This window comes from Pseudosulfitobacter sp. SM2401 (assembly GCF_042932805.1).
GTDB lineage: Bacteria > Pseudomonadota > Alphaproteobacteria > Rhodobacterales > Rhodobacteraceae > Ascidiaceihabitans.
In genome coordinates, this window is record NZ_CP170633.1 from 3,340,750 (window position 1) to 3,360,976 (window position 20,227).

24 protein-coding genes are annotated in these 20,227 nt (G+C 57.0%); 14 read left to right on the top strand and 10 right to left on the bottom strand.

What is annotated here, in order from left to right; genetic code table 11:
• Nucleotides 1-6: 6 nt before the first annotated feature.
• Nucleotides 7-468, top strand: coding sequence for a hypothetical protein (locus tag ACFIO0_RS16405; protein ID WP_390911469.1), 462 nt, complete (start codon nucleotides 7-9; stop codon nucleotides 466-468).
• Nucleotides 422-1,198: an aldolase/citrate lyase family protein gene (locus ACFIO0_RS16410; RefSeq protein WP_390911470.1), complete on the top strand. Its 777-nt coding sequence runs from the start codon at nucleotides 422-424 to the stop codon at nucleotides 1,196-1,198. Before ACFIO0_RS16405 ends, ACFIO0_RS16410 begins: the two co-directional genes overlap by 47 nt.
• A gap of 62 nt (nucleotides 1,199-1,260) precedes the next feature.
• On the opposite strand, the gene ACFIO0_RS16415 is transcribed toward ACFIO0_RS16410, so the two are convergent.
• On the bottom strand, nucleotides 1,261-2,403 hold the full coding sequence (locus ACFIO0_RS16415; protein ID WP_390911471.1) for a DUF3095 family protein: 1,143 nt from the start codon (nucleotides 2,401-2,403) through the stop codon (nucleotides 1,261-1,263).
• A gap of 101 nt (nucleotides 2,404-2,504) precedes the next feature.
• On the opposite strand from ACFIO0_RS16415, the gene ACFIO0_RS16420 reads away from it, so the two are divergent.
• Nucleotides 2,505-3,677, top strand: coding sequence for an MFS transporter (locus ACFIO0_RS16420; RefSeq protein ID WP_390911472.1), 1,173 nt, complete (start codon nucleotides 2,505-2,507; stop codon nucleotides 3,675-3,677).
• 4 nt (nucleotides 3,678-3,681) lie between these two features.
• Here ACFIO0_RS16420 and ACFIO0_RS16425 read toward each other — a convergent pair whose 3' ends face one another.
• Nucleotides 3,682-4,047: a hypothetical protein gene (locus ACFIO0_RS16425; protein ID WP_390911473.1), complete on the bottom strand. Its 366-nt coding sequence runs from the start codon at nucleotides 4,045-4,047 to the stop codon at nucleotides 3,682-3,684.
• 133 nt (nucleotides 4,048-4,180) lie between these two features.
• On the opposite strand from ACFIO0_RS16425, the gene ACFIO0_RS16430 reads away from it, so the two are divergent.
• The 3 genes from ACFIO0_RS16430 (at nucleotide 4,181) to ACFIO0_RS16440 (ending at nucleotide 7,188) form a co-directional block, all read left to right on the top strand.
• Nucleotides 4,181-5,203: an aspartate-semialdehyde dehydrogenase gene (locus ACFIO0_RS16430; RefSeq protein WP_390911474.1), complete on the top strand. Its 1,023-nt coding sequence runs from the start codon at nucleotides 4,181-4,183 to the stop codon at nucleotides 5,201-5,203.
• Between the two features lie 110 nt (nucleotides 5,204-5,313).
• Nucleotides 5,314-6,945 carry a mucoidy inhibitor MuiA family protein gene (locus tag ACFIO0_RS16435; protein WP_390911475.1) on the top strand — a complete coding sequence of 544 codons (1,632 nt, stop codon included), beginning with the start codon at nucleotides 5,314-5,316 and terminating at the stop codon, nucleotides 6,943-6,945.
• A gap of 90 nt (nucleotides 6,946-7,035) precedes the next feature.
• Nucleotides 7,036-7,188 carry a hypothetical protein gene (locus ACFIO0_RS16440; protein ID WP_390911476.1) on the top strand — a complete coding sequence of 51 codons (153 nt, stop codon included), beginning with the start codon at nucleotides 7,036-7,038 and terminating at the stop codon, nucleotides 7,186-7,188.
• Between the two features lie 18 nt (nucleotides 7,189-7,206).
• On the opposite strand, the gene ACFIO0_RS16445 is transcribed toward ACFIO0_RS16440, so the two are convergent.
• The 3 genes from ACFIO0_RS16445 to ACFIO0_RS16455 form a co-directional block, all read right to left on the bottom strand.
• Complete coding sequence (locus tag ACFIO0_RS16445; RefSeq protein WP_390911477.1) at nucleotides 7,207-7,518, bottom strand: P-II family nitrogen regulator; 312 nt, start codon at nucleotides 7,516-7,518, stop codon at nucleotides 7,207-7,209.
• A 3-nt stretch (nucleotides 7,519-7,521) separates the two neighbouring features.
• Nucleotides 7,522-8,499 carry a sodium-dependent bicarbonate transport family permease gene (locus tag ACFIO0_RS16450; protein ID WP_390915354.1) on the bottom strand — a complete coding sequence of 326 codons (978 nt, stop codon included), beginning with the start codon at nucleotides 8,497-8,499 and terminating at the stop codon, nucleotides 7,522-7,524.
• Between the two features lie 77 nt (nucleotides 8,500-8,576).
• Complete coding sequence (locus tag ACFIO0_RS16455; RefSeq protein ID WP_390911478.1) at nucleotides 8,577-9,227, bottom strand: carbonic anhydrase; 651 nt, start codon at nucleotides 9,225-9,227, stop codon at nucleotides 8,577-8,579.
• Between the two features lie 163 nt (nucleotides 9,228-9,390).
• On the opposite strand from ACFIO0_RS16455, the gene ACFIO0_RS16460 reads away from it, so the two are divergent.
• The 3 genes from ACFIO0_RS16460 (at nucleotide 9,391) to ACFIO0_RS16470 (ending at nucleotide 12,030) form a co-directional block, all read left to right on the top strand.
• Nucleotides 9,391-9,771 carry a hypothetical protein gene (locus ACFIO0_RS16460; RefSeq protein ID WP_390911479.1) on the top strand — a complete coding sequence of 127 codons (381 nt, stop codon included), beginning with the start codon at nucleotides 9,391-9,393 and terminating at the stop codon, nucleotides 9,769-9,771.
• Between the two features lie 82 nt (nucleotides 9,772-9,853).
• Nucleotides 9,854-11,239, top strand: a complete 1,386-nt coding sequence (locus tag ACFIO0_RS16465) for a leucyl aminopeptidase family protein (RefSeq protein WP_390911480.1) — start codon at nucleotides 9,854-9,856, stop codon at nucleotides 11,237-11,239.
• Complete coding sequence (locus ACFIO0_RS16470) at nucleotides 11,236-12,030, top strand: NlpC/P60 family protein (RefSeq protein ID WP_390911481.1); 795 nt, start codon at nucleotides 11,236-11,238, stop codon at nucleotides 12,028-12,030. The genes ACFIO0_RS16465 and ACFIO0_RS16470 overlap by 4 nt, the downstream gene beginning before the upstream one ends.
• A gap of 79 nt (nucleotides 12,031-12,109) precedes the next feature.
• On the opposite strand, the gene ACFIO0_RS16475 is transcribed toward ACFIO0_RS16470, so the two are convergent.
• Nucleotides 12,110-12,457 carry a DUF2794 domain-containing protein gene (locus ACFIO0_RS16475; RefSeq protein WP_390911482.1) on the bottom strand — a complete coding sequence of 116 codons (348 nt, stop codon included), beginning with the start codon at nucleotides 12,455-12,457 and terminating at the stop codon, nucleotides 12,110-12,112.
• A 130-nt stretch (nucleotides 12,458-12,587) separates the two neighbouring features.
• On the opposite strand from ACFIO0_RS16475, the gene paaI reads away from it, so the two are divergent.
• A complete protein-coding gene (gene paaI / locus ACFIO0_RS16480; protein ID WP_390911483.1) occupies nucleotides 12,588-13,022 on the top strand; it encodes a hydroxyphenylacetyl-CoA thioesterase PaaI in 435 nt (144 codons plus the stop codon).
• Nucleotides 13,023-13,039: 17 nt separating this feature from the next.
• Complete coding sequence (gene paaK / locus ACFIO0_RS16485; protein WP_390911484.1) at nucleotides 13,040-14,350, top strand: phenylacetate--CoA ligase PaaK; 1,311 nt, start codon at nucleotides 13,040-13,042, stop codon at nucleotides 14,348-14,350.
• A gap of 45 nt (nucleotides 14,351-14,395) precedes the next feature.
• Here paaK and ACFIO0_RS16490 read toward each other — a convergent pair whose 3' ends face one another.
• Both ACFIO0_RS16490 and ACFIO0_RS16495 read right to left on the bottom strand, forming a co-directional pair.
• On the bottom strand, nucleotides 14,396-14,605 hold the full coding sequence (locus ACFIO0_RS16490) for a helix-turn-helix domain-containing protein (protein WP_390911485.1): 210 nt from the start codon (nucleotides 14,603-14,605) through the stop codon (nucleotides 14,396-14,398).
• Nucleotides 14,605-15,084: a DUF2975 domain-containing protein gene (locus ACFIO0_RS16495; RefSeq protein WP_390911486.1), complete on the bottom strand. Its 480-nt coding sequence runs from the start codon at nucleotides 15,082-15,084 to the stop codon at nucleotides 14,605-14,607. Before ACFIO0_RS16495 ends, ACFIO0_RS16490 begins: the two co-directional genes overlap by 1 nt.
• 74 nt (nucleotides 15,085-15,158) lie before the next feature.
• Here ACFIO0_RS16495 and ACFIO0_RS16500 point away from each other — a divergent pair, with 74 nt between their 5' ends.
• A complete protein-coding gene (locus tag ACFIO0_RS16500; RefSeq protein ID WP_390911487.1) occupies nucleotides 15,159-15,605 on the top strand; it encodes a hypothetical protein in 447 nt (148 codons plus the stop codon).
• 148 nt (nucleotides 15,606-15,753) lie between these two features.
• On the opposite strand, the gene ACFIO0_RS16505 is transcribed toward ACFIO0_RS16500, so the two are convergent.
• Both ACFIO0_RS16505 and ACFIO0_RS16510 read right to left on the bottom strand, forming a co-directional pair.
• Complete coding sequence (locus ACFIO0_RS16505; protein WP_390911488.1) at nucleotides 15,754-17,430, bottom strand: Y-family DNA polymerase; 1,677 nt, start codon at nucleotides 17,428-17,430, stop codon at nucleotides 15,754-15,756.
• Nucleotides 17,431-17,518: 88 nt separating this feature from the next.
• Nucleotides 17,519-18,136 (bottom strand): TetR/AcrR family transcriptional regulator C-terminal domain-containing protein, encoded by a 618-nt coding sequence (locus tag ACFIO0_RS16510; RefSeq protein ID WP_390911489.1) that lies wholly within the window; start codon nucleotides 18,134-18,136, stop codon nucleotides 17,519-17,521.
• 134 nt (nucleotides 18,137-18,270) lie between these two features.
• Between ACFIO0_RS16510 and mbfA the strand changes: the two genes are divergently transcribed.
• Complete coding sequence (mbfA, locus tag ACFIO0_RS16515; protein ID WP_390911490.1) at nucleotides 18,271-19,245, top strand: iron exporter MbfA; 975 nt, start codon at nucleotides 18,271-18,273, stop codon at nucleotides 19,243-19,245.
• Nucleotides 19,246-19,286: 41 nt separating this feature from the next.
• Nucleotides 19,287-20,216: an AEC family transporter gene (locus ACFIO0_RS16520; protein WP_390911491.1), complete on the top strand. Its 930-nt coding sequence runs from the start codon at nucleotides 19,287-19,289 to the stop codon at nucleotides 20,214-20,216.
• Nucleotides 20,217-20,227 lie beyond the last annotated feature (11 nt).

A 20,227-nucleotide genomic window follows, 5' to 3' on the forward strand; every position in this document is an offset into this window, starting at 1 on the left:
ACATCTATGAACAGACGCCAATTTACCGCCTCCCTCGGGGCCGTCGCCACGTTGCCGATGCTGCCCCTGCCCGCCGCCGCTGCGGCAACAGTCACCGCTGAATTGCCACCTGCGGCCTATGCGTGGGCGCATTTATACGCCCGCGCGCAGCCCACAATGTCGGCGGCAAAACTGGCGCGCTATCTGCGCGTCGATGCCTCTGTCGCGAACCAGTTGTTCGGCACGCTGATCCGCGATGGCGTGCTTGGCGCACCTTCGGCCCTCGGCTCTGCGACCGCGCTTAAACCGATGCCGACGCCAACCGCGCCCCACGCCAATGATATTTTCCGGCAGATACAAAACGCCACTGAAAAGCTGGTCAAAGACGACCGCGTGCTTTTAGATGCAGACGAACAAATCGATCATCTGCAGGAGAGCACACATGCCAGCCCCGACCAACACCTTCAAGAAAGCCCTGCTCGCGGGTGAAACCGTCATTGGCTGCTGGCTCAGCCTTGCCAATTCGTTCTCGACCGAGGCGATGGGATCCACCGGATTTGACTGGTTGCTGGTCGATTCAGAGCACGCCCCCAACGACATCCGGTCGTTGCGCGAACAGCTGATCGCGCTGGATAGCAGCCCGTCAGATACGGTCGTGCGCGTGCCGATCGGTGAAACATGGATCATCAAACAAGTGCTCGACATCGGGGCGCAAACGATCCTCGTGCCCATGGTCGAAAGCGCGGAAGAAGCCCGCGAATTGGTCCGCGCCTGCCGCTATCCACCGCACGGCATTCGCGGCGTCGGCTATGCGACGACACGCGGCGGCGGCTTTGGCACGATCCCGGATTACGGCCAAACCGCGGACGAACAGGTTTGCCTTTTGGTGCAGGTCGAGAACCGCAAAGGCTTGGCGGCACTGGATGAAATCCTGACCATCGACGGCATCGACGGCGTGTTCATTGGCCCTGCAGATCTGTCTGCTGACTTGGATCACATGGCCGATATGATGCACCCCGAAATGCAAGAGGTCATCTTTGGCAGCATCAAAAAGATCGCCGCATCCGGCAAAGCGGCGGGCATCCTGAGCCTCAACGACGAGATGACCACCAAGGCGCTGGCAGCTGGCGCGCGCTTTGTCGCCGTGGGCATCGACATGGTCACATTGACCGGTGCCGCGCGCGCCTTGTCAGCGAAATGGAAAGATGTCGTTAAGTAACCGCCCGCTAACCCGTTGTTATTGCAAATGTTTCGCACGCGAAACAAATGTGCAGACTTGGGTTAGCCTTCTTTGATCTGCGTGGCGGCTTGGGTGTATCCCCCCGCCGCCCCGTCGATGAAATGCACGTGATTGTTTTCCATGATCGACGGCACGATGCAGGTCATCATCGCCTCGTCTTGTTGGTGCAACCCGAACTTGATCGTGCCTGCGGATTGCGCAGTTTCCAGCAGCGCCGTCAGGTCGCGGACCGTGTCTGCGTCGCAATCAATCGTCATTTTCAGCCCGTCGTCGAACTTGCGGAAATCTGCGTTCTCGCCAACCTCACGCTTGTAACTTTTGGCGTCGAACCCACCGATTTTTAGGCCCGTCTTGATCAGCACCCAGGCGATCAATGTCTCGAGCAGAACCTGGCGGCGTTGCTTGGCAACCGACTTGTCCCCGCGCGAGGCATGCGCCTCAAGCACAGCGCCGGGGGGCGGCCAGCCTGTACCGGGCCCGTCGGCGGGGGATGGATGACCGCCACGATCCAAGGTTCCGATCCGCTCCAGTACAGTCGCGCACAATTGTGAAAACGCGTCGTCGGAGGCGTCGTTTTCTTTTTGGATGACCACGGACAGGATCGTGCCGCTTTGCGCTTTCATATGGCTCCAACGGCACGAAAGGCCGGTCAAATCCGGTTGGGTGCCTGCGGGGGCTGGCGGCAAACTGTGCGCGCCTGCTTTCATCTGTGCCTCGGCCCAGGAAATTCCACCGCCCGAAAACATTGCGTAATCCACACCGTCGGACACGCGGTGACGGGCCACGCCCACGTCCAAGCCTGCCGCCCGAATGTCAGCCATCTTTGTCATGGCGACCCGCAGCTCCATCCCGAATTCTTCGCGCGCCCAGCACTGCACGGCCGCCAGCGCATCGCTTGCCGTTTGCGCGTGTTCAGGCGGGCAGGCAAACGCCGCACCATCGCCGCCAAAAACATAAGGCAAGGCATGACCATCCGACGCGTTGATCTGCGCCGAAATCACCGCCGCCCCGATCATGTTGACGGTCTTGTATTTGCCCGCTGCAATCGCCTTGGTGGACCCGACGATATCGGACGTCCCCACGACCCAATCATCGGGCAGGTTTGTGTAGCTTTCGCCCAGCGCCATTGCCTCAAATGAATCGACCCGCGCCAGGCCGTCGTAAAAATCAAAACCTGTATTCATTCCAGAACCCTAGCAGCAATCTGTCGGTGAACCTAGCACGCACTCTTGCGTATGTCCGGCTTGCGTGTCACCCAATCACGAATGGGTAAAGGAGACATGAAATGCGCACCGGTTTGATCCTCTTGGCGCTGGCCTATGTGCTCAGTCAATTCTTCCGCGCATTTCTGGCGGTGATCAGCGTGCCGTTGGAACGTGATCTTGGTATCGGACCAGAGGCCTTGGCCGCCGCAAGCGGGTGGTGGTTCATCAGCTTTGCCGCGATGCAAATTCCCGTCGGTTGGTCGCTTGATACTTTGGGGCCAAAACGCACGGCGTCGGTGTTGTTGCTGATTGGCGGCGCGGGTGGCTCACTGCTGTTTGCCCTTGCCGGCACCGCCATGCACATCAACATTGCGATGATCCTGATCGGGATCGGGTGCTCGCCAGTTTTGATGGCCTCGTTTTATATTTTTGCCCGTGAATTTGCGCCAATGCAGTTTGCGACACTTGCGGCTACGATGGTCGGGGTGGGTACCGTTGGCAACTTGCTCGCGTCCTATCCCATGACCTTTGCCGAGGCGACAATCGGGTGGCGCGCGACCATGATCGGGCTTGCGGTTCTGTGCACGTTGATCGCGATTGGCGTGCAAATTACAGTGCGCGATCCGGCCAAAGTCGTGACGGAAACAAAAGGCAGCCTGATCGATATCCTGCGCATCCCAGCCGTCTGGTTTATCGCCCCAATCGCGATCGTCGGCTACGTGCCAGCGGCGGCCATTCGCGGGTCATGGATGGGGCCATACCTGAACGATGTGCATGGATTATCCAGCGCACAAATCGGCACCGCCGCCGTCGTCATGAGCCTGTCGATGATCGGCGGCGTGTTCCTGTACGGCCCGCTAGATCGCTGGCTGGGCACACGCAAATGGGTGGTTTTTGGCGGGAACGTTTTGGGGCTTGGATGCCTGTTCGGACTGTACGCTTACGGCGCGTCTTCGATTGTTCTGGCAGTTGTTTTGATGTGCGGAATTGGGTTCTTTGGGGCCACGTATCCGGTGATCATGGCCCACGGTAAAGGGTTGTTTCCCGCGCACCTGACCGGGCGTGGCGTGACCTTGTTAAACATGTTCAGCATTGGCGGTGTTGGACTGGCGCAATTCGTCGCCCGGCCTTTGCACGCGTCCTACCAAGGCACCGATCAACTGACGCCTTACACGGCCGTGTTCGCCTTTTTCATCGCTCTGATGGTCATCGGCCTCGCCCTCTATCTGTTTTCGCGTGACAACAAGGACTAAGCGATCAAAGGCGTCCGTCTTGTTTGAAGCGGGCAACGCCTGCCGTGATCAGAGTATTCAATTCCTCAAACAGCGCACGATCCATTGTCCTGAAATTAAAACACGACTTGCCCTGCATGCGTTTTCGCAACGCGGGGCTGATCTGGTCCAGCATATCGGGATGCACGTAGACGGGCATCAAGTGGGCTGAAACATGGGCTTTCTTGATCTCGACCCCACCAAAATCTGTACGGTAGCCATCTTTGGCCCGAACCTCGTGGGTGCCAAGGTAATAGGCCATTGCTTCGTTGCGCAAAACGACACAAGCATCTGCATGCACGCGGTAAAGCGGGTGCAACGCGTTAAAAATGTCCTGGAAATCATCAGCCATGCAAACAGCATAGCCAACGATTGCTTTGGGTCAAATGCACCACATCACGCGCCCTTGTGCGCCGCCCCCTTCCCCCTTGCGGTCAACCGGTGTAAAGGCCACCCACCATCCCTGTTATATTGGAGAAAATCAGATGGGTTACCGCGTCGTTATTGCGGGTGCCACAGGCAATGTGGGCCGCGAAATGCTGAACATCCTGGCCGAGCGCCAGTTCCCTGTAGACGAGATTGTCGCGCTTGCGTCACGTCGGTCTTTGGGTACAGAAGTTACGTTTGGCGACAAGACGTTGAAGACGAAGGACCTTGATACATTTGATTTTACGGGCTGGGATATTGCCCTGTTCGCCATCGGTTCTGATGCGACGAAAAAATACGCGCCGGTTGCTGCCAAAGCAGGCTGTATCGTCATCGATAACTCGTCTTTGTACCGCTATGATTCTGACGTGCCGCTGGTCGTGCCAGAGGTAAACCCAGAAGCCGTTCTGGATTATCACAAGAAAAATATCATCGCGAACCCGAACTGTTCGACCGCACAAATGGTAGTGGCGCTGAAGCCGTTGCACGATCGCGCAACGATCAAACGTGTTGTTGTGTCCACGTACCAAGCCGTGTCCGGTGCCGGGGCTGGTGGCGCGGACGAGCTGTGGGATCAGACAAAGTCGATCTACAATCCGACCGATGACAAACCGCCAAAAGTCTTTTCCAAGCAGATCGCGTTTAACGTGATTCCGCACATCGATGTCTTCATGGACTCAGGTGAGACCAAAGAAGAATGGAAGATGGTGGCCGAGACCAAAAAGATCGTCGACAAAAGCATCAAGGTCACCGCGACCTGTGTGCGTGTTCCGGTTTTTGTCGGTCACTGTGAATCGATCAACATCGAGTTCGAAGAGTTCCTCGACGAGGACGAAGCCCGCGACATCCTGCGCGAAGCACCCGGCATCATGGTCATCGATAAGCGCGAAGACGGCGGTTACGTCACGCCGATCGAATGTGTTGGCGACTATGCCACTTTCATCAGCCGCATCCGTCAGGACAGCACGATCGACAACGGTTTGAACATGTGGTGCGTGTCGGACAACCTGCGCAAAGGTGCGGCGTTGAACGCGGTGCAGATCGCAGAAACGCTGGGCACGCGGGTCTTGAAAAAGGGCTGATATCCGCCGAAGGCTGAAACATTTTAAGGGGTGCTTTGCGGCGCCCCTTTTCTTTTGGGCACAGCGCGCGCACCCTTGCGCCAATGATGTCCAAAAAAGGTTTCTTACCCATGCGCTTTGTTGCTTTGTTGTTTGCTGTTTCACCGTCTTTTGTCTTTGCCGATACCATCGTCGCGCGCAGTGTGCCGAGTGACGTGACCGTTTATACGGACGGTGCGATTTTGACCCGCACCACTGGCATTGCGCTGCCTGCGGGGCGTCACACGGTGCTGTTGCCGGACTTGTTTTCGTACATGGCCGACGTGCCGCTGGACATTGAGCTGCCCGGTGCCACGATTTTGGCAAGCGAATGGAAGCTGACCAATCTTGGACCTGCCGAGCCCCCTCAGACGCCTGAACTGGTGGCGGCGGATGCTGTCCTTGAAATGGCCAAACAGGCCTTGCAAGATCAGCAGGACAAGATCACTGCCGCCGGATTGTCGGGCTCTGCCGCCCAATCCCAGATCGCATTTTTAAAAGAGCTAGCCAACAGCCAGACCCTGCCCGACGGCATCGATACGTTGCGCGATTTGTCCCGGATGATTTCCGAGGAAACGCTGTCTGCCACCTCTGCCATTCAACTTAGCAATATTGACGTGCGCACGCTGTCCAAGGATCTGAAACCGCTGCAGGATGATGTTTCGCGTGCGCAACTGGCCCGAAACGCGCTGCTGCCTTACGACGAACGGATCGCCCAGCTAAGCCTGACGATCAACGTGACCGACGCGCAAGATAGTGTTCTAAAGATGTCGCATTACACTGATGCGCGCTGGGAACCGACGTATGATCTGCGGCTGGACACGACAAAGGAAACTCCGCATCTGACGATGGAACGCGGGGCGCTTGTGCGTCAGAGTTCTGGGTTGGATTGGACAAACGTCGACATGACCCTGTCGTCGCTTTCGCTTAGCAGTCGCACCGATCCTTGGGGGCCGCGTTCGCAGCTGTTGCGGATACAGGACCCGGACAAAGCGCGTAAATTTTCCAACCAAACCACCAGTCTTGAGCGTGGCAGCGCGGCGGACATGATTTTGGAAGCTCCGGTGATTATCGAAGACGCCGGATCAGACGCTGTGTTCATTCCGGGCATCGCGGCCAGCTATTCGTTTGCCCACAAGGTCGACGTGAACGGGCGTTACGAAGACGTGCGTTTGTCGCTTGGCACGCTGGAATTTGACGCTGAAATGACCGCACGCGCCGTGGCCCAAGGTCACGACACCGCGTTCCGCATGGTGAAATTCACCAACACCAGCGGCGAACGTATTTTGCCCGCAAACCAAGCGCGTTTGTATGTCGATGGGACCGTGATCAGCGAAACGACTGTCGGGGAAATCGTGGCAGGTGCGGAAACCGAAATCGGCTTTGGTCCGATCCACGGTATCCGCCTGACCCGCACCGTCCTGAACCGCAATGAGGGTGACCGCGGCATCATCTCGCGCTCGAACGAAAAGACCGAAGACGTGCGGATTGATGTCGAAAACCTGACGGGTGAAACCTGGGCTGTGACCTTGCTGGACAGCGTGCCGCACACCGAACAAGAGGATTTGGAGATCACGTGGTCCGCCGCCCCGCGCCCCACGGATGAAAACTACGAGGACCGACGCGGCATCTTGCACTGGGCGCTGGAAATGGATGCGGGCGAACAGCAGTCGATTTCGCTCAAGACCAAGATCTCGTGGCCGGATGGCATGGTATTACGTTAAAATTCTAGTAAAACGCGGATGAAAAGTTCAACCGCATTTTAATTCCCATCGGTCATCCTGAGTCTGGGTGAGTTAATTGAGGTGGGTAGAATGGACCTATTACACAGGCTAGGCAGCCGGATTTTCAGATTTCGACCAAGGAACTACAAGGCACAGCAATGGGAACCTGATCGGGTCACCAAAGAAGAAATGGTGACCCTGTTTGCGCAGGAATTGCAGCGCTATTCCAAGATTGAATCCTGAACAGGGGCGCCTGGGCGATTAAAACCGTTCGGCGCGCAACACTTGGCAATCGCACACGCTGACGACACCGATATGACGATCGACAACCGCAAAGGCCGCGTCGAGCAAAGCGTCGACCATTTCGGGGCGGATGATGCAGATGACCTGCACCATGCCAGAGGCGCGGCTGATTTGGCCTTCGCGGCTCCACCCACCAGAGCGACCTGACCCGCCCAAAACGGGCAAGACGGTGTATCCGGTGACATCTGCGGCCTCAATTGCGTCGGTCAGTCGCTTTTGCATCACCGCTTCGATGGTGATTTCTACGCGTTTGGCGTCATGGGTTTGCATGGGTTAGCCTCCTGTCGCGAATTGGGCCACCGCAAGGTACAGCGGGATGCCAATCGTTAGGTTGAATGGGAACGTTACGCCCAAGGATAGCGTCAGATAGATGGATGGTTTTGCTTCGGGCAGGGCCACGCGCATGGCGGCGGGCACGGCGATGTAGCTGGCCGAGGCGCTGAGCACCATCATCAGGACCACGCCCCCGGTGGACAGGCCCAACAACAGGCCGGCCCCAAGGCCAAAGACGCTGCCGATCACCGGCATCAAGACACCAAACGCCAACAAGCCGGGGCGCATGACACCGCCGCCTTCGCGCAGGCCACGTCCGGCAACCAGACCCATGTCCAGCAAGAACAGGCACAGCACACCTTTGAATGGGGCGACGATAAAGCTTTCGATTTCCGCGAGGCCTGCGGGGCCTGTTGCCCAACCGATAAAGAACGCGCCGATCAGCAGAACGATTGATCCGTTCAACAAGATTTCACGCATCAGGTCGTTGTCCATCCGTTGACCGGATGATCCGCGCGACACCAGCCAAAGGGCCGATAGGATCGCTGGTGCTTCCATCGCGGCTGCGACGGCGACCATGTATCCCTCGGATGCGATGCCGGAACTTTCCAGAACAGATATAGCCGCCACAAAGGTCACGATCGAGATTGATCCGTAGTGTGCTGCGACCGCTGCGGCATCAAGCCTTGACAGTTTTGACATGAATTGCAGCAGACCAAACGCAATCAGCGGCAGTGCGAAAGACAGGATTATGCCGGCCAAAAGTGACAGGCCCAGCGTGCCGTCGATCCCGTGGTCTGCGACGCTGACACCGCCCTTAAATCCGATGGCAAACAGCAGGTAGATCGACATGCCTTTGGCAACCGCTTCGGGGATACTAAGGTCGGATCGGGCCAAGGCCGCCAACACGCCAAGCGCAAAAGACAAGATTATCGGCGACACCAAATTGTTCGCCGCAAGACTTAGAATATCACCCATACCAGTCATTCCTTGCTGATTTTATGAACGCTTGTTCAATTAATCGGAGATATAGATGAAATTTTAACGAAGTAAAGTCAAACGCCCTGAAATACTTTGGTTTCGGGGTTGAAATACTCCAGCCCGCCTTCGCCGATATCCGTCCACAAGCCGTGTAATGTCAGCGCACCATCCTCGACCCGGTCTTTGATAAACGGAAAGGTCATCAGGTTTTCCATAGAGGCCATAACCGCATGTTTTTCCAGTTGGCGGGCTTGGATTTCAGGATCAGGTTCGTCTGCAACCAGCGCGTATTTCGGGCGTAAAATATCCATCCAACGGCCAACGAAACTGGCCTTTTCCTCGAGCTGCGGCGCGTTGCCTTTGCACATGTCGATGCAGCCTTGAACGCCACCGCAGCTAGAATGACCCAACACGATTAAATGCGCTACATTCAAGGCAGTTACGGCATATTCCACCGCTGCACTGGTACCGTGATGATCACCGTCTGGCGCAAACGGCGGGACAAGATTTGCGATGTTGCGGTGGATAAAAAACTCGCCCTGATCAGCGCCGAAAATCGACGTGACATGAACGCGACTGTCACAACAAGAAATCACCATTGCGCGCGGGCGCTGCCCTTCGGACGCAAGACGGCGATACCAGGCTTGGTTTTCCGCGTAACCGGTGGCTTTCCACCCTTGATATCGTTGCAAAAGATAGGCCGGCAAAGGTTTCGCGTGCTGCATATTTGGATCCAAACCCTATTCAAACGTCCTGCTCATTAGCCTGAATTCTTATCGAATTCGAGAGAAAAAGACGTGTGGATGTTCGATGCACTAACCAAATCGAAAAGGTCTTTTGCCAAATTGACGTTGGCCGTGGGGGTCATGAGTTTAGGGTGAGAAAGAAATGCAAGTGGTAACACAACTCCGACTGACGGAGCAGGTCGATCTGGATCACAGCCAGCTCAGCACGCTTTATGCGCAGCTTGGCCCCGCCGGGGCCGAAGATGTGGTGTGTCGCGCAATGGAGGAATTGGCGCTGCGCCTGTCCCATTGTGAGCGGCTGTTTAAGGCGGCGAACTGGGCTGAACTACGCAAAAGTGCCCGATCTTTGGTCGCGATTGCTGATCAGATCGGCATGAAAGGCGTGTCAATTGTTGCCAACGACGTGACCGTTTGCGTCGACAACAAAAGCGATATTGCGCTGGCCGCCACCATGCACCGTCTGATGCGCATCGGCGAGGGATCGTTGACCGCAATTTGGGAACTACAGGACATCACGATCTGATCAGCGCGGCGTATGATCGGTCTTGCAGGTCGCGCACAAGCGGCTAGGCTGTGGCCAAATTCAGGTCACAGAAAGATACCTTATGTCCGTTCAATTTGCCGACCCCTCTGCGCCAACCATCCCCCTTCATGTGATTGACGAAGCAAACTGCGCTGATTGGCTCTCGGCCCAACCGGCATCTGTTCAGGGCTGGGCAACTGCCAACGGATTTACCGGCGGGATGCGCCAAGCGGTGGTTGTACCTGGACCCGATGGGCAAATTGCGATGGCTTTGGCAGGATTCGGATCAGACGCTGCACGGGCGCGGGGTCGTTTCCCGCTGGCCGCAGCCGCCGCGACGTTACCCGCAGGTGTTTATGCCATTGAGTCCGGCCTGACACCTGATCAATTGGCCGAAGAGTCCCTTGGCTGGTTGTTGCAAAGCTACCGGTTTGATCGCTACGCTACGGCTGCTCCTATGGGTGCACAACTGGCCGCACACGCCGATATTGATGCCGCAGAAATCCAGATACTCGCCAGCGGAGAAGCATTGACCCGCGACCTGATTAACACCCCCGCATCAGACATGGGCCCGCCAGATTTAGAACACGCTGCACGCAATTTAGCCGCCGCGTTTGAGGCTGACATCACAGTTATCACCGGCGAGGATTTGCTGGCCCAGAACTTTCCTATGATCCACACCGTTGGTCGTGCGGCTGATCGCGCACCGCGTCTGATCGACTTGCGCTGGGGTGCGTCAGGGCCCAAAATTACGCTGGTCGGCAAGGGCGTTTGTTTCGACACAGGCGGCCTAAATCTAAAGCCAGGTGCGTCGATGGGATTGATGAAAAAGGACATGGGCGGTTCTGCAGCGGTCTTGGGTCTTGCGCATATGTTGATGGCCACGGGGCAAGACATTCAATTGCGCGTGCTGATCCCTGCGGTCGAAAATTCAGTGTCTAGCAACGCGTTTCGCCCGCAGGATATCCTGACATCGCGCAAGGGACTATCGGTTGAGATCAACAACACCGACGCGGAAGGGCGCCTTGTTTTGGCCGATGCCTTGGCGCTCGCCGACGAAGAAAATCCTGATCTGATCATTTCCATGGCAACACTGACGGGCGCGGCGCGTGTCGCAGTTGGTCCTGATCTGGCCCCTTATTTCACGGATGATCCAAAACTGGCGACGGCGCTTGAGGCTGCCGCGTCAGCCTGCGCTGATCCGGTCTGGCGGATGCCGTTTCATGACCCCTACGAGGCGATGATTGAACCCGGAATTGCAGATCTCGACAACGCACCCAAAGGTGGGTTTGCAGGCTGCATCACAGCCGCGCTTTTCCTGCGTCGTTTCGTGACCAAAACGCCCGCGTACATGCACTTCGACATCTACGGCTGGCAACCAACAGCGGCACCCGCCCGCCCGAAAGGCGGTGTCGGCCAAGCAACCCGTGCCCTGTTCACAATGCTCAAATCAGACGTTCTGAAATGAGCGATCCTCGATCTACTCCTGATCCGGATCGGGTCACCCAAGACAGCAAGGCACGGGTGGTTTGGCCCGTTGCTGATCTGAACCGGCACCCCGGACAATCCCGTGATCGGCAGGTTCTGTTTGGGGAACGGCTGACTGTTCTGGGCCAAGACGGGGCGGACAGTTACGTGATTGCCGACAAAGACGGCTATGTCGGTTACGTCAACACGGCTGCTTTGGGCCCTGACACTCCGGTCACGCACCGCATCTGCGCACCCGCGACGCACGCCTACACAGAGGCGAATATGAAGTCCGCAGATTTAACCACCCTGCATCATGGCAGTTTGATTCATGTCACTGAAATGGTCGGAACCTTCGCACAAACAGATCAAGGATTTGTCCCGAAACAGCACATCGCGCCGGCAACGCACCCCGAAACGGACATCATCGCAGTCGCAAAACTGTACCTTGGCACACCTTATTTGTGGGGGGGAAATAGCCGGTTGGGCATCGATTGCTCTGGCTTGATCCAAGCTGCGTTGGTCGCCTGCGCCCTGCCTTGCCCCGGCGACAGTGATCAGCAAAAAGACCAACTTGGAACACACTTGCCACCCGAATCTTTCGCACAAAAGGGTGATCTGTTTTTCTGGAAAGGGCATGTGGCCTTCGCCGCAGATTCCGAAACTTTGATCCATGCAAATGCGCACCACATGCGCGTCGTATTCGAACCTATCGACACAGCTATTGCTAGAATTCAAGCCCAGGGGGATGGCCCTGTCACAGCCCACAAACGATTGGTGCCATTGGGCTGACAACAGCCGCAAAGCAGACCAAAACCAATTTCCGGATGGGAATTGAAAACATCGTGTGGCCCGCAGGGCCTCCGTTAGATCAGTCGACGACGCGGATCAGCTTGCGTTCCAGCACGCGCAGCACGGTTTTCAAATCTTGCCCGCGCCGCAATACCTGACCGTCCATCCCTACCAGCGCGTACATGCCCTGTTTGTCACGCAGCTTTGGGCGCTTTTCGATGCGGTACAGCGGGTATTCCGCCGTCCTGCGAAATATTGAAAAGATCGCAACTTCGCGCAGGGATGAAATCCCGTAGTCCCGCCATTCGCCTGCCGCTACCATCCGCCCGTACAGCGACATAATCGGTCCAAGTTCGGTGCGGTGAAACGCAACCTGCGGTGGCGGCATTTCACGAGAGTTAGACGGCGAAGGTGTTTGCATATGCATAGCTCAACACTTGCGCCCTTTGCAGCGCAAATCAAGTCGTGTCATGGTCCAGCAATGTGCAGGCTTGAATACGTTACACATCTGACGCACTGTGCTTGAAATCGGAAACATATTAGCGAGACCTCACCCCGTGACCCCACAAACCCGTGCCGAAAAATGTGCGTCTTTGATGATTGCCAAAGATGCGACGAGCAGTGGGCTTGGCATGCGCATCACGCAGATCGCGCCGGGGTGTGCGACGCTGCAAATGGCAGTGCGCCCCGATATGCTGAACGGGCATTCCATTTGTCACGGTGGCTACATCTTTACGTTGGCGGACAGCGCTTTTGCTTTTGCCTGCAACACCTACAATCAGCTGACCGTCGCGCAACAGAACCAGATCACCTACGTGCAATCCGCGCAATTGGGGGAAGTGTTGGTTGCAACGGCAACAGAAACCTCGCGCACGGGGCGTTCCGGCACCTATAGCGTCACCATCGCTGGCCAAGAAGGCCGCAAAATTGCTTTGTTCCACGGCCTGTCCCGCACGATCAAAGGCCAACATTTTCCAGAAGCCACAACCTGATAGACTGAGCTTGCCCCATGAAAGATCTTACCCCGGCCAAACCCACCCTCGACCCCATTGAAATCGCCAGTCGAGACGAAATCGAGGCACTGCAATTGAGCCGTCTAAAGTGGTCGCTGAATCACGCCTACGACAATGTGCCGTTCTACAAAAAGGCGTTTGATGACGCGGGCGTGCATCCGGATGATCTGCACAGCCTGTCCGATCTTTCCAAGTTTCCGTTCACCGTCAAAACCGATTTGCGCGACAATTACCCGTTTGCGATGTTCGCCGTCCCGCGTGATCAGGTTGCGCGTATTCACGCCTCATCTGGCACCACTGGGCAGCCCACGGTGGTTGGCTATACGCAAAACGACCTTGATAATTGGGGGACTGTTGTGGCGCGTAGCCTGCGTGCTGCGGGTCTGAAACGCGGCGACATGTTGCACAATGCCTATGGCTATGGGTTGTTTACAGGCGGCTTGGGCATTCATCTGGGTGCTGACACTCTGGGCGTTGCCACTGTGCCGATTTCGGGTGGAATGACCCCGCGCCAAGTCCGTCTGATCGAAGATTTCAAACCCAACGGCATCACAGTCACGCCATCCTACGCCTTGTCGATTCTGGACGAATTCGCGAACCAGGGTCTCGATCCGCGGGCCTGTTCGCTGGACGTCGGTATCTTTGGGGCCGAACCTTGGACCAACGCCATGCGCGTCGAAATCGAGCAAGCCTTTGATATGCACGCCGTTGATATTTATGGATTGTCCGAAGTCATGGGCCCGGGCGTGTCGATGGAATGCGTCGAAACCAAAGACGGGCTGCACATTTGGGAAGATCACTTTTTCCCGGAAATCATCAATCCGGAAACCGGTGAACCCGTGGCGGACGGCGAACAAGGCGAGCTGGTTTTCACCTCGCTCACCAAAGAAGCGTTCCCGATTATTCGCTACCGCACCCGTGATTTGACCCGTTTGTTGCCGGGCACTGCGCGCAGCATGCGGCGGATGGAAAAGGTGACGGGACGCTCTGATGACATGATCATTTTGCGCGGCGTCAACGTGTTCCCCACCCAGATCGAAGAGGTGCTGATGGCGACCCCCGGTCTTGCCCCGCATTTCCAGATCGAGCTGAGCAAACCCGACCGGATGGACCAGATGCGCATTCTGACCGAAGCGGCAGATGATAGCGTTTCTGACGACGCACGCGCCGCCGCAGGTAAAGCATTGAGTGCCGGCATCAAGCAAAGCATCGGCATCAGCTCGGCCGTGGATGTTGGCCCTGTCGGCAGCGTCGCACGGTCCGAAGGCAAGGCCGTGCGGATCGTGGACAATCGCCCAAAATCCTAAATGCAGTGCGGGTAAGGTGCATCTTGATGCACCACCGCGCCACATTCATGGCACCACAACAGCCTCCAGCAGATCACCGGGCTGACATTCCAACACCTCGCAAATCCGCGCCAGCGTCGAAAACCGCAGCCCTTTGACCTTGCCTGATTTTAGCAAACTCAGGTTTTGCACACTGATCCCAATAGCTTCGTCCAAGTCCTTGGACTTCATTTTCCGCTGCGCCAAGACAACGTCCAATCGCACTACAATTTCCATCACAAGAACCCATCGTTTTCTTCGGATATCCGCGACGCTTCTTTCATGACCCAGCCCATAAGTACAAATGCCAATCCGTAAAAGATGTTGGTGAAATGTGTTGAGCTGTACCAAAATCGCACAGGCAGAGGCCCGCTTGGGTTGGCCCACGACAGCATCATCGGGCTATATGCCGCCGCCGCCAAATGCGTGACGGATGACAATGCACCGCACATGCCCATCCAGAAAATCATCCGTGCCATCCCGTTGGAAAATACCTCGCCCCGCGCAAGGCTCCATAAAATTCGCAGCGCAATGAGCCGCGCGAATATGCCGAATAGCACCGGTATCATCCAAGCAGCAAAGTAGATCAAACGCTGGCCAAACTGGATTTGCGCACCTTGCTCCACCCAGCTTTGGGTCACCCATTCATCCGGCGTAGAAAATACAAAATCATAGCGCCAGCTGATGGCCCGATACGGGTAATACACCAGGAACATCAAGGTCGGCACGATAAGGTTTATGTCATGCTTTTTACGCGTTCACTTTTGCCGCAGCCACAGCTTTTTCCCTGATGGGTCAGGCTGCATTTGCCGAGATCAAAACCTATGCTAGCCCCGTCAAAATCGGCGTGGTCTCGGGGTCAACCCTGACAACCTGTCAGGCACAATCCTACAACGATTTTCGCCGTCAAAAGGAACATTTCGGAGCGTTCTACCGAAGTGAAACAAACCGATGTGCGTTCTGGGTGCGCAATTTTAACGACCTGAAATCAGCCAAGGCCGCAGCGCACAAAGGCTGCATGATTTTGTCAGAAAACAAAGGAAACTGCGTTTTACACGCAATCATGGTTCCCAAAGACGTCCCTCTGGATGCAACGCAGGCGTCAGGTCTTGGAACACGCGCCTCGCAATCGTTTACTGGCGAATATGTCACCAAACAAAAAGACGGACGCCACGGTGCCTTTGCGATTTCGAAAACCAGCTATGGCGTATCTTGGATACTGGCAAAATCCCGCTGAGGCCCGCGCAACCGCCATCGCTTATTGCAACGAAGATGTGGCGACATTGATGACCACGCTAAACATCGAAGGACGTGCGTGGGCAAAAAAGAATGGCTACACGACCTGTCGTGTCATCGATGTTGTTTCACCCTGAAAAGAACGTCGGTCAGGCAAAGCTGCCTTGGCAGAACCAGCCTGCCGACATCGCGCCGCCGTGCCCGTAAAACAGCCACAACCGTTCTGCGTGGTCGGTGTCCATCACCCAATAATCGCGCACGCCGCTGCGCCAGTTGGGGTCATCCAGCCACCATTCCGGTGAAATCCGTTCAGGGCCTAACGCGCGGATGCGGGTGTGGTCACGTCCGCGCCATCGAAAGCTGCTTGGCACTTTGGGTCCGGCTTCGGATGCGGTGACGGGTTCGGGATGCCACAGCAGCAAGGGGCGCGGGTTGGGGGGCGCGGGCCACGGCCCTTTGTGCGCCTCGGACCATGTGGCCGCCAGCACCTGCGCGCTCTTTTCGGGGATGTGGCTAGAGGCGGGATGCACCCGTGTGATCGCGTCCAGCCCGATGCGCGCGCCCAACCGTCCCAGCAGATCATCGACACCCGTTTGTGTGGCCAGACGGCGATTAACGCTGTCGCCAGCCTCTAGGTGACCGACGGCGGTGCGTTCCTGCAACGGTTCGTTTTGCACGGCCTCAAGCCGCAGCATGTCGATGCCAAAACCCGCGTCGATGTCGTCGATCTTTAGCTCTAGCAGCGGGCGGATACGGGCGGGGTCATGGGATGGGCGCGCCAGCCCGATCTCGATCATTTCGACCCCCTGATCCACACGAAATGCTTGCAGGCGCACACGGCGGGCACCGCGCCCTTGGGTCTTGAGCGCCGCGCACAACCGGTCCAGCAAACGATCAACACCCGCCATCACGTCATCGGCCAATCCGATCGGTTCAGGCAAGGTCATGCGCACTGCAAAATGATGCGCGGCCCCTGCGGGCGACACGGGTTCGGGCGCGCTGCCCATTGCTTGGTCCAGCCGCATCACCAGACCCCGCCCAAACCGCCGTGCGAGCCCTGCACGAGGCTGCCCCAAAACATCCCCGACGCGGCGCAATCCAAGACGGTTCAGCTGCGCAATCGTATCTGCATCAAGGCGCAGGGCCGCGATCGGCAGCGGGCTTAGCGCCACATAGGTTTGCCCCGGCGGTGCGATCCTGTGACGGCTGTCGTTGCGCCCCATTTGCACGGTCGGGGCGGCCCCGCCTTTGGTCCAGTGTCGCCGTTTTCCGGCCCGTGATCGCGTCGCGCGGGCCTCTTGGTCAATCGCGTCACCGTTGCGATCTGATTGCCCTGATTGCCCCGCAAAACGCGCAAGCGCCCATGCCGCCCCGCGCGTGTCAGCCACGCCCAGACAAACCGATAACCCCAAATCGTTGCAGTCGTCTTGGACCACTTGCACCAGCGCCTCTTCGCCGCCGAACAGATGTGCGCAACCGCTAAGGTCGATGACCAATCCGTCGTCCCCTTCGGGTGCGACCCAAGGTGAAAATTTACCTGCCCAGCGCCGCACCACCGCCATAAACGATTGTTCTGCAAGGGTATTACGCTGGCGTGTGATCAGCCCTTCGCACATGGCGTGGGCATCACGCACCGGTTGGCCAACGCGAATTCCGTGCCTTTCGGCGATGCTGTTGATCGAGGTCAGAACCTGCATATTCGCGTGCTCCGCAACCACCCCAAGCGGGTGATCCGTAAGCAACGGGTCCCGTCGGATCAGACGGTCGGCCCCCATTCGAGGGAACCACAGCGATAAGATACGGCGGTTGGGCCCACGGGTGGACATGGTTCGGTGATTCCAAATGTTCTTATTTTGTTCTTAATCTGGATACACAAAATTCGCCCTAGGAGTCGAGTCTAGAATAGGTCGGGCTTCAGGTTCCGTAACGCGCCATGAACGTTTCGACGGCACCATCAACGACGCGTTTGATTTCTTCGTCAGTGACAGATTTCGACACACCGAACATCAGCCGTGGCCAGACATCGGCCTTGCACAGTTCGCCAAATTGATCAGCCGCCAGCACAAGGTCGTCTATTTGCAGCTCGCCCCGTTCGGTCGCATCCTTGAAATACAGCGCCATTTCGCGGCGCATCACCGCAGGACCAGAGGCATAGAACGCGCGCCCGATGTCTGGAAAGCGATCCGATTCCGCCACACAAATCCGAAAGATTTGCTGACCAAGTTTGGACGTGATGAAGCGCAAAAAATGCTGCCCTGTGCGCGTCAAAACCTCGCGTGGGGGGGCGGCGCGGTCAATATTGTGTAGGGCGTCGTCGGCCTGCCGCGTGCATTCGGTCGTTGCGACTTCGACAAAAAGCAGCCGTTTGTCAGGGAAATAGCTGTACAGCGTCGCTTTGCTGACCTCGGCCACGCGGGCGATATCGTCGACGCTGGCCCCCTCGAACCCGTCCGCCATAAACACTTTGCGCGCGCCTTCTAGCACTTGATCGAATTTGCGGCCCTTGCGGACAATTTGGGCGGCTTGCGTCATACGTTCTCCGGAATTCAGAGCACTAACATAAACCGAATAGTTCAGTTTCCACAGATAAAAATGAACTGGCGTAGTGTAAGCTTGCAAAAGTTGATTGGCTTGTTATCTTAGAATCATTCTAATGTAGGTGACGCATGCGATTTTCTCTTTCCCGCAAATGGTTCAAGGATTTGTCCGAACAAGAGGTTCTGGCGCTCGCGATTTCGTCGGAGGAAGACGATGCGCAGATTTATCGGGGGTACGCGGAAAACCTGCGTGCCGATTATCCCGCCAGTGCTGCGGTGTTCGACGGCATGGCGGTTGAAGAAGACGGGCACCGCCAGCGTTTGATCGATTTGCATCGTGTGCGTTTTGGTGACGTCATTCCGCTGATCCGGCGCGAACATGTGTCTGGTTTTTACGCACGTCGCCCCGTGTGGTTGATCGAAAACCTGTCGCTGGAACGCATCCGCACCGAAGCCGAAGCGATGGAACAAGACGCCGCGCGATTCTATCACGCCGCCGCTGCCCGCACGTCAGATGCCGCCACGCGCAAGCTGTTGGGGGATCTGGCCGCCGCCGAAGCAGGCCATCAGGCGACAGCGGAACAGTTGGAAAACCAGCACCTGAATGACGACGCAAAATCGAGCGAAGAGGAACAAGCCAGGCGCCGGTTTTTGCTGACTTGGGTACAGCCCGGATTGGCCGGTTTGATGGACGGTTCGGTGTCTACCCTTGCTCCGATTTTTGCCACCGCCTTTGCGACCCAAGACACGTGGACGACGTTTTTGGTCGGACTGGCGGCCTCTGTCGGCGCGGGCATTTCCATGGGCTTTACCGAAGCGGCATCGGATGACGGTGAATTGTCAGGGCGCGGATCACCCGTGAAACGCGGATTTGCATCCGGCATCATGACCACGCTGGGCGGTCTGGGCCACGCCCTGCCCTATCTGATCACCGATTTCTGGACCGCCACCGTCATCGCGATCATCGTCGTGTTTGTCGAACTTTGGGCCATCGCGTGGATCCAGAACAAATTCATGCAAACCCCGTTTTTCCGCGCTGCATTCCAAGTTGTCGTCGGTGGCGCGCTGGTGTTTGGCGCAGGCGTTTTGATCGGTTCGGGTTAGAGCCCTTGCAGCGTATACCTTAGCCGCGCTATCCCTACAGAATGATTGCGATTTTCCTTAAGACATTGCCGTTCTTTGCCATTATCGGGTTGGGGTACATCGCCGGACGCACCCGCTTTTTCTCGGCTGAAGCGACCGCGTATCTGACCAAATTCGTGTTCTTTTTTGCGTTGTCTGCGATGATCTTTCGCTTTGCCGCAAACCTGCCCTTGGCCGAGGTTTGGGATGGTCGTCTAATCGCCGCCTATCTTTGGGGCACCGCGTTTGTTTACGTGATCGCGACCGCCGTTGCATTTGTGCGCAAGCTGGACATCGCAACCGCCGCGATCGAGGCGCAATGCGCGGTGATCGGCAACATCGGTTTCCTTGGAATACCCATGCTGACATTGCTGCTGGGCGAGGCCGCGATTGGCCCGATCATGATGATGCTGGCGGTTGATCTGATCGTGTTTTCATCCCTGATTGTGATCCTGATTACGGGGTCGCGTGATGGCAAAATGTCATTTTCCATCCTCAAGATTGTGGGCCTTGGGTTGGTCAAAAACCCGATGATTGTGGCCATGTCTTTAGGCCTGTTCTGGTCCGGCTTTTCCATCCCGATCCCGACACCCATGAACGATTTCCTCGCGATTTTGGGCGGTGCTGCGACCCCCGGTGCGCTGTTTGCCATCGGGGCCTCGCTTGCCTCGAAATCCGCAGAACGGATCGAGGTCGCAGGCTGGCTGACATTCTGCAAACTGGCGCTGCATCCGGCGTTTGTCGCCTTTGCCGCGATCTACTTATTCTCGGTCGACAGCTACAGCGCCGGCGTGATGATTTCTGCGGCCGCCCTACCTGTCGCGGGCAACGTCTACATGCTGGCGCAACACTACGGCGTCGCCCCGCAACGCGTCTCTGCCGCGATCCTCGTGTCCACAGCCATCAGCATCGTCACAGTCAGTGTCGTTATTGCGTGGGTCACTGGCGCATAATGGGATACATC